Origin of the sequence: Rhizobium sp. Root149, from assembly GCF_001427345.1 — a bacterium.
Taxonomy (GTDB): domain Bacteria; phylum Pseudomonadota; class Alphaproteobacteria; order Rhizobiales; family Rhizobiaceae; genus Neorhizobium; species Neorhizobium rhizoryzae.
This window is the reverse complement of record NZ_LMGD01000023.1, coordinates 443,021-458,688: the sequence shown is the minus strand read 5'-3', so window position 1 is coordinate 458,688 and position 15,668 is coordinate 443,021. Positions and strand designations below refer to the sequence as shown.

The following is a 15,668-nucleotide window of genomic DNA, read 5'->3' as shown; positions in this document are numbered from 1 at the left end:
GAGAACCGAAAGATCTGAACATGGCGCATATGAATGCACCACGAACAATGCTGGCCAAAATCTGGGATGAGCATGAGATATTGCGTCATCCTTCCGGCCCCTCATTGCTCTATATCGACCGGGACATGATCCATGAAGGCAGCTTTCATGCGTTTGCCGACCTGAAGCGGCGTGGATTGAAGCCGCGCCGACCCAAGCAGATTTTCGGCGTGGCGGATCACTATGTCCCGACGCTTGGCCGCACCTCCAAGGATGCTGCCAGCCCGGCCATTGCGCGTATGATCGATACGTTCGACGAGAACATGGAATGGGGCGGTGTTCGCCATTTCGGTCTCTCCAGCCGGTCCCAGGGTATCGTGCATGTGGTTGCGCCGGAACAGGGCATTACGCTTCCCGGCCTGACCATAGTCTGCTCCGACAGCCATACGTCGACGCAAGGGGCACTGGGTGCGATTGCCTTCGGCATCGGCCAGTCTGAAAACGCGCATGTACTTGCCACACAGGCCATCTGGCAGTTGCGCCCGAAAACCATGCGAGTCACGATCAATGGCACGCTGGGGCAGGGCGTTACCGCAAAGGACGTGATGCTGGCGCTGATTGCCAAGATTGGTGCTGCCGGTGCTGGCGGTCATGCCATAGAATTCGCAGGACAGGTCGTTCGGGACATGTCTATTGAAGGGCGGCTGACGCTCTGCAACATGTCCATCGAGGCGGCAGCCCGCTTCGGCATGGTGGCACCGGATGAGACGACGTTCGCCTATGTGCGGGGCCGAAACTTTGCGCCGAACGAGCAGGAGTGGGACGCAGCGGTCAACCACTGGCGTCAGCTGGTGAGCGATGATGATGCGATGTTCGATCGGGAAGTGGTGCTCGAAGGCGCTGATATTGCGCCGATGGTGACCTGGGGCACGAGCCCGGAAGATGCGGTTTCCATTGAGGGCCGCGTGCCGGATCCATCGAGCTTCGATAGCGCGGACAAGCGTAAAGCTGCGACCAAATCATTGGAATATATGGAGCTTGCGCCGGGCACAGAACTTTCCGGCCTGAAGCTCGACAAGGTTTTCATTGGTTCCTGCACCAATAGCAGGATTGAGGATCTGCGCGCTGCCGCCGCCATCCTCAAGGGTCGCAAGGCGAAGATTCAGGCGATCGTTGTTCCTGGTTCAACCCAGGTGAAGGAACAGGCTGAGGCAGAGGGCATCGCAGCGATTTTCCGCGAGGCAGGTTTTGAATGGCGCGATTCCGGCTGTTCCATGTGCGCTGCCATGAATGGCGATGTGGTTGGCCCCGGCGAGCGTTGTGCTTCCACCTCCAACCGCAACTTCGTGGGTCGACAGGGACCGGGTGCACGAACGCATCTGGTTAGCCCTGCCATGGCCGCTGCCGCTGCCATTACAGGCTGTCTGACCGATGTTCGGCGGGTGTGAGGAGATGGTGATGAAGGCTTTTGTCAAGGAAACCTCCACCGTTGTCGCCGTCCCCGGCGTGAATTGCGATACGGACCAGATCATCCCCGGCCGTTTCCTCAAAGCAGACCGTGCGCAGGGATATGGTCAGTTTCTGTTTCACGACATCCGCCGGAATGAGGCAGGTGAGCTTGATCCCGCTTTTCCTTTGAACAGGGAAGGTGCCGAGCGTTCGACCATCCTTCTGGTGGAGGATAATTTCGGCTGCGGATCGTCGAGAGAGGGTGCGGTCTACGCGCTGGTGGACCACGGCATTCGTGCGGTGATTGGACCGAGCTTTGGTGACATCTTCTTCAATAACGCGCTGAAGAACGGGTTGGTGCCGGTTCGCCTGTCTGGTGAACAATGTGACGGTCTGGCGGATTATCTCGCGCGCTTTCCTGATGCCGAAGTGACGGTTGATCTTGAGAATTCCGAACTCGTTCTGCCGGGAAATCTGGGTCGTCATCCCATCGTCATCGACGCCTTTGCAAGGGAATGCATTTTGCAGGGTCTCGACGAGATCGAGATGACCTTCACCTACATGGAAAAAATTAAGGCGTTCGAAACAGAACGAATGGCTTCGCATGCCTGGCTGGCCCGTTGACGGGCGGATCAGCAGGTAACTTTCGCCGTCATAAAAAAACTGGGAGCATAAAAAGATGAGCTACAAGATTGATCGCCGCGACCTGTTGAAGGTATCCGGCGCACTGGTTGCAGGCCTTGCCGCACCTTCCATCCTGCGTGCACAAACATCCACCATCAAGGTTGGCGTGATCGAGCCGCTGACGGGTAACCTTGCCTATAACGGCACCCAGAGTGCTGCCGGCGCAAAGTTTGCCGCAGAAGCAATCAACGCTGCCGGCGGTATCAAGAGCATGGGTGGCCGCAAGATCGAACTGGTCGTCGTGGATGCGCAGAGCCGCCCGGAAGCCGCAGCCTCTGGCGTCGACACCCTCGTTCAGGCAGGCGCCTGCGCTTTCACCGGTGCAACCGCTTCGGCTCTCGGTCTTGCCTCATCCCAGGCTGCTGCGAAATACAATCTTGCTCAGGTCTTCTCGATCGGTACGGCTGAAACCGTCGTATCTCGCGGCCTACCAAACGTCTTCCGCTTCACGCCGGGTGTGAACAAGTGCACAAGTGTGGCGCTTGAAAACCTGAAGCTGCTCAACCAGGGCGCAGGCAATCCGGTAAAGACTGCAGCCATCGTTCACGAAGATGGACCTTTCGGTTCGAACATGGCGAAGATCCTGGCCGAACAGCTTCCAAAGCAGGGTATCCAGGTTGTCGAAACCATTTCGCACCCAACCCCACAGCGCGATTTCTCAAACATCGCGCTGCGCGTGAAGGCGTCGAAGGCCGACATTCTGATCCCGTCCAACTACTTGAACGAATACACTTTGATGGCGCGTGCGCTGAACCAGCAGCGTGTCGAGCTGAAGGCAATCTATTCGATCCTCGGTGGCGCGGCATCCAACATCAAATTCGTCCGAGAAAACAATGAAGTCGCCCAATACGTGATGGACTGCAATCACTGGTACGATCCTACGAAGGATGAGTCCAAGGCACTGGCTGCCAAGGTGGCAGAGGCCAAGCTCGACCTGACCTATGACGTCATGGTGTCCTACGCCACCATCCAGGTCATTGCCGATGCACTCGAGCGCGCCGCGACGGATGATCGCCAGAAGATGATCGAAGCACTCGCTGCCTCGACATTCGACAAGTCGATCATGCCTTATGGCCCGACGAAGTTCGTCAACGGCGATAACGTGAACTCGCAGCCGGTCAACACGCAGATCCGCGGCGAGAAGATCGAGCTCGTCTTCCCGAAGCAGTATGCAAGCGCAGAAGCCGTCTTCCCGATCCCGGCGAAGAAGTGATGTGATCCCGCCTCCGGTCAACAGCATTGGCCGGAGGCGTTCTTCCTGAGACGGAGAGGCGAGCCCTGATGTCGAGTCTGATCTTTCCCGCTGTGTTGAGCGGCCTGATGATGGGAGCAGTCTATGCGCTGGTGGCGCTGGGCCTGACCCTCATTTACGGCGTGCTCCACATCATCAATTTTGCGCATGGAAGCCTGCTGATGCTGGCACTCTATGCGGTTTATTTTCTTTGGTATCATCTGGGCATCGATCCCTATTTGGCGATACCGATCGTACTGCCAGCCTTCTTCGCACTGGGCTATGCGCTACAACGTGGATTGATTGCGCCGATGAGCAGCGGCTCCGAGCAGAATGTTCTGCTGATTACGCTCGCCGTTTCGATGATCATCGACAACCTCGCGCTTTACTTCTGGACTTCGAATACGCGTACCGCCGATATCGCCTATGCCTATGACACAGTTGAGATCCTCGGCGCCTTTCTGCCGCTCGGTCGTGTGATCGCTTTCTGTGCAGCGATTGCCGTTGCTCCGCTTCTGTGGTGCTTCATGGCCTACACGAAAACCGGTTCTGCCATTCGCGCGGTTGCCATCGAAAAGCGCGGCGCCGAGCTCGTCGGCATTGATGTGAACCACACCTATGCCATCTGCTTCGGCATTGGCACTGCCTGCGTGGCGCTGGCTGCCTGCCTTCTGCTGCCGACCTTCTACATCACCCCTCAGGTTGGCTATACCTTCGTACTCGTTGCCTTCACCACAGTTGTTCTGGGTGGCATGGGCAGTCTGCCAGGAGCGCTGATTGCAGGTCTGTTGCTGGGTGTTATCGAATCCCTTTGCGGCCTGTTCCTGGGTGAGAGCCTTGGCCAGATCGGCATCTTCCTCGCCTTCATCCTCATCCTTCTGTTCAAACCGTCAGGTCTTCTGGGGAGGGCGCGTTGATGAAATCGCAATCCATCGGCCAGCTGGCGCTTGCCGCCGCCGCTGTCGCCTATCTCATTGGTGTCTATTTCGCCTCATCTCCGGTCTGGATGGGCTTCACCATCAATGCCTTGATCATCGCCGTTGTGGCCATGTCATGGAACATTACCGGCGGTTTCGGAGGTCTTTCCTCCTTCGGTCATGCCGCGCTCTACGGCACGGGTGCCTATGCCTCGGCAATCCTTCAGGTGAAGTATGGCGTGAATGCCTGGGTCGGCTTTGCCGCTGGCATTCTGGCTGGTGCCGCCATGGGTGCCTTCATTGGGGCGCTGGCGTTCCGCTATGGTCTCCGCGGCTCCTATTTCGCACTCGTCACCCTGGCATTCGCTGAAGTGTTGCGTATCTGCGCGTCATCCTTCGAATTTACCGGCGGTGGCAGTGGCCTTCAGCTGAAGCTCGCCCCCGGTCTTGCCAACCTGCAATTTGCAGATCGCACTGTCGTATACACCGCCTTGCTGGTGGTCGTCGCCGTGGTGATGATATTGACCGCACTCATCAAATATTCCCGCTTTGGCGCCTATCTGATCGCGGTGCGCGAGAATGAAGATGCAGCGCGCGCTCTGGGGATCGATACCTACCGCATCAAGGTTCAGGCCATGGCCATCTCGGGTGCCTTCGGTGGTCTGGCGGGCGTCCTTTACCTTCAGCTCTGGCTCTTCATCGACAGCACGGTTGTCTATGGCAGCGCGGTTTCCGTTGAAGCGCTGATTGGCCCGATCATCGGCGGCGCTGGTACCGTCTGGGGTCCGCTGCTGGGAACGCTTGGTCTGCATCTGCTGGGCGAAGGTGCAAAGCACCTGTTGCCAAATGCTCCGGGGCTGAACTTCGTGCTCTATGCTGTGGTGCTGATCTGTGCATTGCGGTTCCTGCCGCAGGGTCTGGTCGGACTTGCAGGAAAATTTGGTGCCTTCACGAAGAAAAAGGAGGCAGACGATGCTTGAGGTTCGCAATCTCTCGAAGAGCTTCGGCGGCCTGAAGGCCGTCACCGATGCCTCGCTGGATGTTCCGGAAGGTTCGATCGTCGGCCTGCTGGGACCGAACGGTGCTGGCAAGACGACCTGCTTCACCATGATAGCTGGCTTCACCAAGGCCGATGAAGGCACGGTGCGCTTCAAGGGCCAGGATATCACCGGCCTGCCGCCGCACCGCATCTGTGCACTCGGCATGATCCGCACATTCCAGATCGTGCAGCCCTTTGCCGGTTTGACGGTGCAGGAGAACATTGCGGTCGGAGCCTATCTCCACCACCACAATCGCAACGAAGCCATGTCTGTGGCACGCGATGTGGGCAAACGTCTGGGCATGGGCGCGATGCTGGATCGGCCCGCGTCCTCGCTGACCATAGCAGGCCGCAAGCGTCTGGAACTGGCACGCGCGCTGGCGACAGGGTCGAAGCTTCTGCTTCTGGACGAGGTCATGGCAGGGCTCATTCCCTCTGAGATCACCGAGATCGTCGGCATCATCCGTCAGATCCGCGACGAGGGGCATACGTTCCTGATGATTGAACACGTAATGCAGGCAGTGATGAGCCTTGCGGAAACGGCTTACGTGCTGAACCAGGGCAAGATGATTGCCCACGGTCCGCCACGTGAACTGGTGCGAGATCCATCCGTCGTGGAAGCCTATCTCGGCCATGGTGCCGCCGCACGCCTGCAGGAGGAAAATCATGCTTGAGATTTCCGGCATCAAGGCGGGTTATGGCTCGATGTCCGTTCTTCAGGGCATCGACATGCGGGTGGAAGCGGGCGAGATCGTCGCGCTCCTCGGTTCCAACGGTGTCGGCAAGACGACGTTGAACAATGTCATTTCCGGCTTCATTCGCCCGACGGCGGGCAGCGTTTCCTTCAAGGGCGTGACGCTGACCGGCAAGAAACCGCGCGACGTGGTTTCCATGGGCATTGCCCATGTACCGGAAGGCCGCAAGATTTTTCCGAACCTCTCGGTCGCAGAGAACCTGAAGCTCGGTGCATTCCGTCGAGCTTCCGGCAATGTGAAGAAGAATTTCGAGCATATCTGCGCGATCTTCCCACGCCTCAAAGAGCGCCTGGATCAGTTGGCAGGCACGCTTTCCGGTGGTGAGCAGCAGATGCTGGCTATCGGTCGCGGCATGATGTCCGAGCCGGAACTGATCATCCTGGACGAACCGTCTCTCGGGCTGTCCCCGCTGATGGTCGAGGAAATGTTCGGGCTGATTACCAAGATCAATGCCGAAGGCGTTGCGGTTTTGCTGGTCGAGCAGAACGTCATGCAATCGCTGACGGTCGCAAAACGTGCCTATGTGATCGAGCAAGGCCGGTTCGTGATGCAGGGGGAGGCCGCCAAACTACTGGCCGATCCGCAACTGCGTCAGGCCTATCTCGGAATGTGAACGGGGTTCCGGCCTCTTAAAGCTTGGCCGGAACCTTCTGATTTTACGGAGAAACGGAGAATACGATGTCTCTTACCCGGACCCAACGCCTGCGACAGGCTCTCGCAGGCGAACGAGCCCTCATGGCTCCTGGCGTTGTTGATGCCATGTATGCACGCCTTGTTGCTGAGGCTGGCTTTCAGGCCATGTATATGACTGGCGCTGGCACGTCTGCCACGCGGCTCGGTTATCCTGATGTCGGTCTGCTGACCATGACCGAAATGGTGGATAACGCTACGCGGATCGCCGATGCTTCAGATGTTCCACTGATTGCCGATGCTGACAACGGTTTTGGCGGTCCCCTGAATGTGCGTCGCGCCATCCAGCTTTACGAGCGTGGCGGCGTGGCAGCCGTACATCTGGAAGATCAGGTGCTGCCGAAACGTTGTGGCCATCTGGCGGGCAAGCAATTGATCTCTGCGGAAGACATGGTCGCCAAGGTGAAGGCTGCCGTCGATGCACGTATTGACGAGAATTTCGTCGTGATTGCCCGCACGGATGCGCTGGCACTTCATGGACGAAACGCCGCCTTTGACCGCGCGGAGATGTACCGCGAGGCCGGAGCCGACGTGATCTTCGTTGAAAGCCCCGGCCCGGAAGATCTTCCGCACATCGCGCCACGCTTCCCAGGTATTCCGCTGCTCTACAACATGGCGACCTCGGGCAAGACGCCGTTCCTGACCCGCTCTGAAATCGAAGCGCTTGGGTTCAAGCTGATCATCTATCCGAACTGGCTTTTGCTTTCGGCCTGCGAAGCGGCCCGCAAGACGCTGGAAGTTCTAAAGACCGAGGAAACGATCGCTTCGATCGCGCCTAACGTCATGAACTTCAAGGAGTTCTTTGACATGGCCCGCATGCCGGAAATTCAGGAGCTGGAAGCGCGGTACGGCACACCGGAAGCAAACCGCACGACCTACTGATCAGATGAGCGGAGGAGAATGATCATGGCCGTACTTTCCGCTCAAGGCGTTGAGTTCGATTTCGAAGTTCCAGTCGTCGTCGTCGGGGCAGGGGCTTGCGGGCTGGTGGCGGCCCTTGCCGCTCATGATGAGGGGCAGGAGGTTCTGGTTCTGGAGCGGGATGAGAACCCGACCGGCTCCACCTCGCTTTCCGCAGGTCTCATTCCGGCACCCTGCACCAGGCTGCAGAAAGAGGCCGGTATCGAGGACAGTCCGGAACTCTTCGCGCAGGATCTCGTTGCCAAGACGCATGATCACACGCCTTACGATCAAGCGCTGGCGGCAGCCAAGGCGGCGGGACCGATGATCGACTGGCTGATGGAGAAGCATCAGGTCGAATTCGAATTGGTGACTGGCTTTCTCTATCCCGGCCATTCGCGCCTACGCATGCACGGGCCGAAAAGCCGTACAGGTGCGGATCTTGAGCAGAACCTGCTTTCTGCAGTTTCCAATGCGGGCATCGATCTTATCACCGGGGCGTCGGTCGAGGACCTGTATGTGGACGCCGCTGGCCGCGTGGCCGGCGTTCGTTTCCGCAGACCTGACGGCGCGCAGGAAATGCTGGGCTGCAAGGCGCTGGTTCTGGCCTGCTGCGGCTTTGCAGGCGATGCTGAAATGGTTCGCCGATACATTCCAGAGATTGCGGATGCGGAATGCTGCGGTCACCTTTCCAACACCGGGGATGCCGTGAAATGGGGCGAAGCACTCGGTGCGGGACTGGCCGATATGGGCGCCTATCAGGGACACGGCTCTGTGGCGCATCCGCATGGTCTGCCGCTGACCTGGGCTGTCATCACCAAAGGCGGAATCCTGCTCAATCTGGAAGGTCGCCGCTTCTCGAACGAAATGCGCGGCTATTCAGAACATGCGGCGGAAGTGGCATCCCAGCCGGGGAATGTGGCTTGGGATATATACGGTTCCGGCGGCGAGGAGGCCGCCATGGGCTTCCACGACTATCGGGAATTGCGCAAGCTGGGCGTGGTCAAGACGGCCAACAGCCTAGAAGAACTGGCCACAGTGACGGGCCTTCTCGTCGAGGCGGTCGCGGCTGAGCTGGAGGCGGTTGAACGCGCCGCGCAGACGGGTGAGCCGGATCGCTTCGGGCGGAAATTTTCGCAGGAGCAACTGCTCCAGCCACCTTATTTCGCTGTCAAGGTGAATGGTGCCTTGTTCCACACGCAGGGCGGTCTGGTGATTGATGCCGAGGCCAGAGTGCTGCGCGCGGACGGCACGCCGCTTCCGAACCTGATGGCGGGTGGCGGTGCGGCCCGTGGTGTCTCTGGCGATTCCAACTACGGTTATCTGTCCGGCAACGGCCTGTTGAGTGCGACGGCCTTTGGCCGGCTGGCGGGCATCAGTGCAGCGAGGATTGCAGCAGCAACCGCGTGATCAGTCAAAAAGAACATGAAGTGGAGGAACAGCATATGAAGAAGGTCATGGTCATCGTACCATTCCCGATGGGCGAGGAGGATCTTGCCCGCAGGCAGGCGCAGATGCAGGCGGTGGATCTTGGACCGGGCATCGAATTCCACTACCGTCCGGTTCGTGTTGGCCCGAAAAACTATTCCAGCCAGCACGATATGGCACTGGCCGACTTCTCCATTCTGGATGCCGGGCTGGATGCTGAAAGCCAGGGCTTCGACGCCGTCTGCATCGACACCATGTCCGACAGCGGTATGTCAATGCTGCGCTCGGTGCTGAAAATTCCGGTCATTGCGCCGGGGCGCCACTCCATGCTGGTCGCGCAGATGCTGGGCGACAAGTTCTCCATCCTGATGATGTGGGACCGCTGGAAGATGCTTTACACCAAGACGCTGGGCGAACTCGGCATGGAGCACAAATGCGCCTCCATGCGCTCCATCGGGGTGACACCGGATAACAAGAGCCTGCTATCCGGCAAGGAAGACCAGGTGTTTCCGCTTCTGCTGGATGCAGCGCGCAAATGTGTGGAAGAGGATGGCGCGCAGGTGCTGATCCTCGGCTCAACGACAATGCATGAAGCGCATTCCTGGCTTTCGGAACGGATTGGCGTGCCGGTCATCAATCCGGGACCGCTGACCTACAAGCTGGCTTCCATCGCACTCGATCTGAAGCTGACGCACAGCAAGGCCACATGGCCTGCACCGCTTTCACCAAAGCACGACATGATCCGCGCCATCGGTGCGGCTGGAGCCGACTATCTGGAGGCAAACCCATGACCCGCATTCTGATCATCGTCCCATTCGCGCTCGACGAAGAGGGCGTGAAGAACCGTCAGGCTCAATCGCGCTATGTACCGCTGCCGGCAGACTGGGAATTGACCTATCGCCCCGTCACCTGCGGGCCGACATCCTTCATGTCGCCGCATGACTGGGGTTTGATGGATCTCGCAATTTTCGAAGCAGGGTGTCGCGCGGAAGCGGAAGGCTTCGATGCGGTCTGCATCGATACTATGTCTGATAGCGGCATGGTGATGTTGCGTTCCGTTCTCTCGATCCCCGTGATTGGGGCGGGCAAAGCCTCGATGCTCTACGCCCTGACGCTCGGCGGAAAGTTTTCCGTACTCGCCCAGTGGGAACCGGCATTGCCACGCTATCGCAAGGCCATTCGTGAATATGGTTTCGATCGTCAGTGTGCATCGGTCCGCAGCTTTGATCAGCCGCCGGATTTCGCCAATCTGCTGGATGGCAAGGAAGACAAGGTATTTCCACGCATGCGCGACGTGGCGATGCGCTGCATCGAAGAAGATGGCGCGGAGGTTATCTGCCTCGGTTCAACGACCATGCATCAGGCAGGCGAATATCTGGCGGCGAACCTGCCGGTTCCGGTCGTCAATCCTGGCCCACTGACCTACAAGCTGGTGGAAACCTTCCTTGCGCTGGGTCTGAAACATGGCCGCGATGTGTATCCGGCACCTGTCGAGCCACGGCTTGATATGCTGCATGCCATGATGAAGGCAGGCGCGGCGGTCGAGCAAGCAACGAAGGGTTGAGGATATGGACGACGCTGCCACAGCTCTCGCTTCTGCTGCGGCAGCGACCCGCTTCAAATCTCTGCCACCGGAGGTCCGTGCGACCTATCGCGACTACGTTCTCGATACTTTGGCGGTCATGGCTGCGGGTGCAGCACACCCGGAACTCATGCGAACGCGCCGTGCATTTTCAGCGAGCGGCGGGCAGGGCAAAGCCTCTGTTGTCGGGATGCCGGAAACGGTTCCGGCGGCTGTCGCAGGCTTTCTGAATGGCGCTGCGATGACCGTTCTGCAGCTTCAGGATGGGCATCGCAGAGCGCGCGGTCATCCCATGAGCCATGTGTTGCCAGCGGCACTGGCTATTGCTGAAGAAACCGGAGCAAGCGGGCAGGCGATGCTTGATGCTGTGGTTGCTGGCTACGAAGTTTGTGCCAGAATAGGCGCCTCGCTAGGCGGAATGCAGCCCCTGCTGCATGACACGGGTACATTTGGCTGCATCGGCGCAGCTGTTGCGGCAGCGTGTCTTCTCACGCAGGGCGAAGACGAGAGCGTCCGTGTCGATGTCCTCGAAGCTGCGATAGGCAACGCCGCTGCCGTTGCGCTGTTTCCCTTCCGCGATACGTGCATGGAAGGCGCGACCGGCCATCATCTCTTCGTTGGACTGGGCGTTCAAAACGGCATCGTTGCTGCTCGAAGCAGTTTGGCAGGCCTGAACCCATCGGAGCGAACCCTCGAACGCTTCTTTGGGCCGCGTGCTGGCGAGTGTTTCAATCCCCATCTTCTCACATCCGGAATCGGAATGGATGGACACTGGTCGACTTATGAGATCGAGCAAGCCTATCTCAAGTGGCATCCTGTCTGTGCTCATCTCGGGCCGATGTTGGACTGTTTCGAAATGCTTCGAGCAAAGGTGGAACGTCGCTCGCTCGCAGATATTACCGATGTGCGGGTCGACGTTTATTCGACTGCGCTGCAGTACGATTCACCTACGCCTCGCAATGATCTGGCGGCGCGCTTCAGCTTCCGTTTTGCGGCTGCTATCGCTCTCACATCCGGATCGGTCCGGCATGATGCGTTTGGGCCAAGCGTTTTGAGCGATCCGGACATCCAATCCATGGCGAAGAAGATCCGCATTGAAGCCGACCCGGGTTTCGATGCCCTATATCCGCAAAACCGCCCCTCACGCGTTACGATTTGGTGGAATGATGGCACCCAGGCGAGCGAACAGGTGCTCGTGCCAAGGGGCGATGGCGCGCGCCGACTGAGCAGGGTAGAGGTAGACCAGAAGGCCCTGCGACTGATCGAAGCCGTCTGGCCGCAGGATGCCTTCGATGAGCTTCGCGACCTTGTGGGCCAGGCTATAACCGAACCACCTGATGCCTTGGCGACACGTATGGGCGCACTGATGCGTCGCCCTTTCCGCCTCTAATTCCCTAACGAAAAATCCTTGCCGTCCTCTCTTTTGAGAGACACGCGATACTCATACCGGTCTGCGCAATAGAAGATTTCGGCGACGTAGAACGGTTTCAGATCTGCATTGAAGAACAACCGGTTGACGAGCATCAACGGTGCGCCGACAGGAATTTCCAGATGCTTGGCAGCGTAATCGTCGGCAAGGGTCGCAGTCAATGTCTGCTCGACCTGCTCGACTGTCGCGCCCGCCTCTTGCACGAGATCGATCATGTTGGTGGTCGCCAGATCTTGACGCTTCAGCGTCTGGCCGATTTCGGGCAGAAGATAGGCGATGGACAGGGAATAGGGTCGCTTGTCGAGGAAGCGGACACGCACCGCTCGAACCAGCGGGGTTGTTGGCGAAACACCCATTTGCGCGCAGATCCGCGGCGGGGCCTCGCCCAGATCAAGGCTGATAACCTTTAGCCGCGTGCTCTGGCCAACCGCATTGAGATAGCTGAACAGACCATTGATGTTCGACACCACGGCACGGTTGAGCTTGTTTTCTTTCGTGCGGTCGTTGACGAAGGTGCCGCGTCCGCGCGTGCGCGTGACGAGCCCTTCAGCCGTCAACATTTCCATCGCCTTGCGGATTGTGATGCGACTGACCGAAAAACTCTCGGAGAGTTCCGCCTCGCTCGGGACTGCAACATCGCTGGGATAATAGCCCTTGATGATCCGCTCACGCATGACGGCATAGATGCGATGGTAGAGCGGCGTTGGCGAATGGATTTCAGCCATCTAGAAAGCGGTCCAGCAAGAATAGAGGTTGAGTATTGGAGCGAGAAGCTCGGTCTTTGTAAAGAATGCACTCACAGCCGCTTGCCTTGCAAGGCGCGTTGTACGGAGATAAGCGCCTCGTCTCTTTGCACTTCAAGATCAGCAATTGATCTGCCACGTGCCTCCAGTTCAATTCCATTCACCAATTTTTGCCGCGTTGCCGTGTCGAGACTGGGTGAGCCGAGGTCCTGCCAGCGCTTTTCCTGGCTGGGGCCGAGGTGCGCGAGATAGTGTGTTATTCCGCCCGGGCCGCCGCCCAGATGATAGGCCATATGCGCACCGATGACGGACCATCTGAGTCCTGGGCCATAGACAAGTGCCTCATCGATATCTGAAACGTCGGCAATGCCTTCTGATACCATGTTGACAGCCTCGCGCCACAGAGCGGAGGAGAGGCGATTGGCGATGTGCCCGACAGCTTCCCGCTTCATCCTGACGGGATGGCGACCGACGGAGCGATAAAAGTCGGCGGCCGCGTCCAGTCGTTCACTGTCGATGCCAAATAATTCCACGAGTGGCATCAGATGCGGCGGATTGAACGGATGTGCGGTAATGAGCCTTGAAGAATTGGCCATCTCGGCACTCAGATCCGACCAGACGAGGGATGACGTGCTGGATGCGATGGTGACATCCCGGGGAGCGGTCGCTTCAATGTCTGCATAAAGCTTTCGTTTCAGCGGAACCTTCTCCGGCGCGTTCTCCTGGATCCAGACGCAGCCTTCCAGGGCCTCTGCGAGTGTCTGTGTGCATGTCAAAGAACCAGAGTCGACAAGTTCCGGCGACAAGGCCGTGACCTGCTTTCTCAGTTCATCGACGCGCGAGGGAATAGAACCCCGTGCATCTTCCATTGGCTCAAACAGAAGCACATTCCAACCGTAGGCCACGAACAGAGCCGACCAGCTGATGCCAATCAGCCCGCCTCCAATTACCGCTACTGAATCTTTCACAGACCGAGCCATCCCAATGCTTTGCCGAGCGCAAGTTTGATTGGCGGACTGTGTCACAACGGAGCGGAATACGTCAATCCAAAGATTATAACGTTATGTCTTTTATACCTTTAAAACGCGCGGAGGAGCCTCGCCAGGCGGCTCGCGCGGAAATTAGGAACCAGCCAAAAGGTTGCTTCACATTAGTTTGAGCAGAGCTGGTCTAACCGTTGTCGACGGCGGTTCCAGATGAGGCACGTATCTGGCGGGTCCTGTGTCTGGATCCGCGAAATCGGCAATGGGAGACCCACATGCCAGGAAAGGTTCATCTTGAAGTTTCGAGACGCGACCTACTTAAAACATCGGCCGCAACCATCGCGGCAACCGGAGTCGCCGGTGTTGGGGCGGCACAGCCTGCGGAAACCAAAATGAAATCATCTACCACCGTTTCTTTCACCGTTAACGGAAAAGCCGAGAAGCTGGAACTCGACAACCGTACCACGCTGCTGGATGCTCTGCGCGAGCACCTGCATTTGACGGGTACGAAGAAGGGCTGCGATCACGGCCAGTGCGGTGCGTGCACTGTTCTGGTCGATGGACAGCGTATCAATTCCTGTCTCTCGCTCGCCGTGATGCATGAGGGTGACGAGATCACCACAATCGAAGGTCTTGGCCAGCCAGGCGCTCTGCACCCCATGCAGACTGCTTTCGTGAAGCATGACGGCTTCCAGTGCGGTTATTGCACACCGGGACAAATCTGTTCCTCGGTAGCGGTTCTTGAAGAGATCAAGGCCAACATCCCAAGCCATGTCACCAAGGATATGCAAGCCAAGGTGACTGCGACGCCAGAAGAGATCCGGGAGCGAATGAGCGGCAATATCTGTCGATGCGGCGCCTATTCGAACATCGTTGAAGCGATCACAGACGTCGCAGGGAGCCGCGCATGAAAGCCTTTACTTACGAGCGGGCGACTTCGGTGGAACAGGCTGCGTCGATGGCCGCTTCGAACCCGGACGCGCGGTTCATCGCAGGTGGCACGAACCTCCTCGATCTGATGAAACTTCAGATCGAAACGCCCCTGCATCTCATCGACATTAACCACGTCGGCCTCGACAAGATCGAACCGACGGATGACGGCGGTTTGCGCGTCGGCGCAATGGTGCGCAATACGGCACTCGCAGCCGATGAGCGCGTCAGGCGTGATTACTCGGTTCTGAGCCGAGCGCTTGTCGCAGGTGCTTCCGGTCAATTGCGCAACAAGGCAACGACGGCCGGCAACCTTCTCCAACGCACACGCTGTCCATACTTTTACGATACGAACCAGCCATGCAACAAGCGGCAACCGGGTAGTGGCTGTTCCGCCATTGGCGGCTTCTCACGGCAGCATGCAGTCGTTGGGACGAGTGAGGCCTGTATTGCGACGCATCCGAGCGACATGGCAATAGCGATGCGGGCGTTGGATGCAAAGGTTGAAACAGTTAAAGGTGACGGCACCCGCAGGTCGATACCGATTGCCGATTTTCATCGGCTACCGGGTGACACGCCGCACATCGAAACAAATCTCGAGCGCGGTGAATTCATAACAGCGGTTACCTTGCCCGCGCCGATTGGTGGAAAACACGTCTATCGTAAAGTTCGCGATCGCGCGTCCTACGCCTTTGCGCTGGTATCGGTCGCGGCGGTCGTCCAGCCGGATGGAACAGGCCGCTTTGCGATTGGCGGCGTGGCGCACAAGCCATGGCGTGTCGATGAGGCTGATGCACGGCTGAAAGCAGGTGCCAGAGAGGCGGCCAGAGCGGCATTGGCCGATGCGCGACCAACCGAGCAGAACCGTTACAAGCTCGACCTTGTCGAACGTACGCTGGGCGCAGCCCTGGCTGAAGCAAAGGGCTGAA

General features: G+C 58.4%; 16 protein-coding genes. 14 read left to right on the top strand and 2 right to left on the bottom strand.

Annotated features, from left to right (window positions below; translation table 11 throughout):
- Positions 1 to 20 precede the first annotated feature (20 nt).
- The 12 genes from leuC (at position 21) to ASD54_RS21890 (ending at position 12,044) form a co-directional block, all read left to right on the top strand.
- Positions 21 to 1,427 carry a 3-isopropylmalate dehydratase large subunit gene (gene leuC, locus ASD54_RS21945; RefSeq protein ID WP_062556687.1) on the top strand — a complete coding sequence of 469 codons (1,407 nt, stop codon included), beginning with the start codon at positions 21 to 23 and terminating at the stop codon, positions 1,425 to 1,427.
- 10 nt (positions 1,428 to 1,437) lie between these two features.
- The gene (gene leuD, locus ASD54_RS21940; protein ID WP_156379325.1) at positions 1,438 to 2,052 is read left to right on the top strand and encodes a 3-isopropylmalate dehydratase small subunit; all 615 of its coding nucleotides are present in this window, start codon (positions 1,438 to 1,440) and stop codon (positions 2,050 to 2,052) included.
- A gap of 55 nt (positions 2,053 to 2,107) precedes the next feature.
- Entirely contained in the window at positions 2,108 to 3,325 is a 1,218-nt protein-coding gene (locus ASD54_RS21935) for an ABC transporter substrate-binding protein (RefSeq protein WP_062556685.1), read from the top strand.
- A 68-nt stretch (positions 3,326 to 3,393) separates the two neighbouring features.
- Positions 3,394 to 4,260, top strand: coding sequence for a branched-chain amino acid ABC transporter permease (locus tag ASD54_RS21930; RefSeq protein WP_062556684.1), 867 nt, complete (start codon positions 3,394 to 3,396; stop codon positions 4,258 to 4,260).
- Positions 4,260 to 5,240, top strand: a complete 981-nt coding sequence (locus tag ASD54_RS21925; protein WP_062556683.1) for a branched-chain amino acid ABC transporter permease — start codon at positions 4,260 to 4,262, stop codon at positions 5,238 to 5,240. Before ASD54_RS21930 ends, ASD54_RS21925 begins: the two co-directional genes overlap by 1 nt.
- Entirely contained in the window at positions 5,233 to 5,973 is a 741-nt protein-coding gene (locus ASD54_RS21920; RefSeq protein ID WP_062556682.1) for an ABC transporter ATP-binding protein, read from the top strand. The genes ASD54_RS21925 and ASD54_RS21920 overlap by 8 nt, the downstream gene beginning before the upstream one ends.
- Positions 5,966 to 6,667 (top strand): ABC transporter ATP-binding protein, encoded by a 702-nt coding sequence (locus ASD54_RS21915; RefSeq protein ID WP_062556681.1) that lies wholly within the window; start codon positions 5,966 to 5,968, stop codon positions 6,665 to 6,667. Before ASD54_RS21920 ends, ASD54_RS21915 begins: the two co-directional genes overlap by 8 nt.
- Before the next feature lie 65 nt (positions 6,668 to 6,732).
- Positions 6,733 to 7,626, top strand: coding sequence for an oxaloacetate decarboxylase (locus tag ASD54_RS21910; RefSeq protein WP_062556680.1), 894 nt, complete (start codon positions 6,733 to 6,735; stop codon positions 7,624 to 7,626).
- 24 nt (positions 7,627 to 7,650) lie between these two features.
- Complete coding sequence (locus ASD54_RS21905) at positions 7,651 to 9,054, top strand: FAD-dependent oxidoreductase (RefSeq protein WP_062556911.1); 1,404 nt, start codon at positions 7,651 to 7,653, stop codon at positions 9,052 to 9,054.
- Between the two features lie 35 nt (positions 9,055 to 9,089).
- Complete coding sequence (locus tag ASD54_RS21900; protein ID WP_062556679.1) at positions 9,090 to 9,863, top strand: aspartate/glutamate racemase family protein; 774 nt, start codon at positions 9,090 to 9,092, stop codon at positions 9,861 to 9,863.
- Entirely contained in the window at positions 9,860 to 10,636 is a 777-nt protein-coding gene (locus ASD54_RS21895) for an aspartate/glutamate racemase family protein (protein WP_062556678.1), read from the top strand. The genes ASD54_RS21900 and ASD54_RS21895 overlap by 4 nt, the downstream gene beginning before the upstream one ends.
- 4 nt (positions 10,637 to 10,640) lie before the next feature.
- Positions 10,641 to 12,044: an MmgE/PrpD family protein gene (locus tag ASD54_RS21890; RefSeq protein ID WP_062556677.1), complete on the top strand. Its 1,404-nt coding sequence runs from the start codon at positions 10,641 to 10,643 to the stop codon at positions 12,042 to 12,044.
- Here the strand turns inward: ASD54_RS21890 and ASD54_RS21885 are convergent.
- A complete protein-coding gene (locus ASD54_RS21885; protein ID WP_062556676.1) occupies positions 12,041 to 12,808 on the bottom strand; it encodes a GntR family transcriptional regulator in 768 nt (255 codons plus the stop codon). The two genes, ASD54_RS21890 and ASD54_RS21885, sit on opposite strands and share 4 nt — an antisense overlap.
- A 71-nt stretch (positions 12,809 to 12,879) precedes the next feature.
- On the bottom strand, positions 12,880 to 13,794 hold the full coding sequence (locus ASD54_RS21880; RefSeq protein ID WP_244484820.1) for a 3-hydroxyacyl-CoA dehydrogenase NAD-binding domain-containing protein: 915 nt from the start codon (positions 13,792 to 13,794) through the stop codon (positions 12,880 to 12,882).
- 290 nt (positions 13,795 to 14,084) lie between these two features.
- Here ASD54_RS21880 and paoA point away from each other — a divergent pair, with 290 nt between their 5' ends.
- Positions 14,085 to 14,720 (top strand): aldehyde dehydrogenase iron-sulfur subunit PaoA, encoded by a 636-nt coding sequence (gene paoA, locus ASD54_RS21875; RefSeq protein WP_062556674.1) that lies wholly within the window; start codon positions 14,085 to 14,087, stop codon positions 14,718 to 14,720.
- Positions 14,717 to 15,667 (top strand): xanthine dehydrogenase family protein subunit M, encoded by a 951-nt coding sequence (locus ASD54_RS21870; RefSeq protein WP_062556673.1) that lies wholly within the window; start codon positions 14,717 to 14,719, stop codon positions 15,665 to 15,667. Before paoA ends, ASD54_RS21870 begins: the two co-directional genes overlap by 4 nt.
- Position 15,668: the final 1 nt, after the last annotated feature.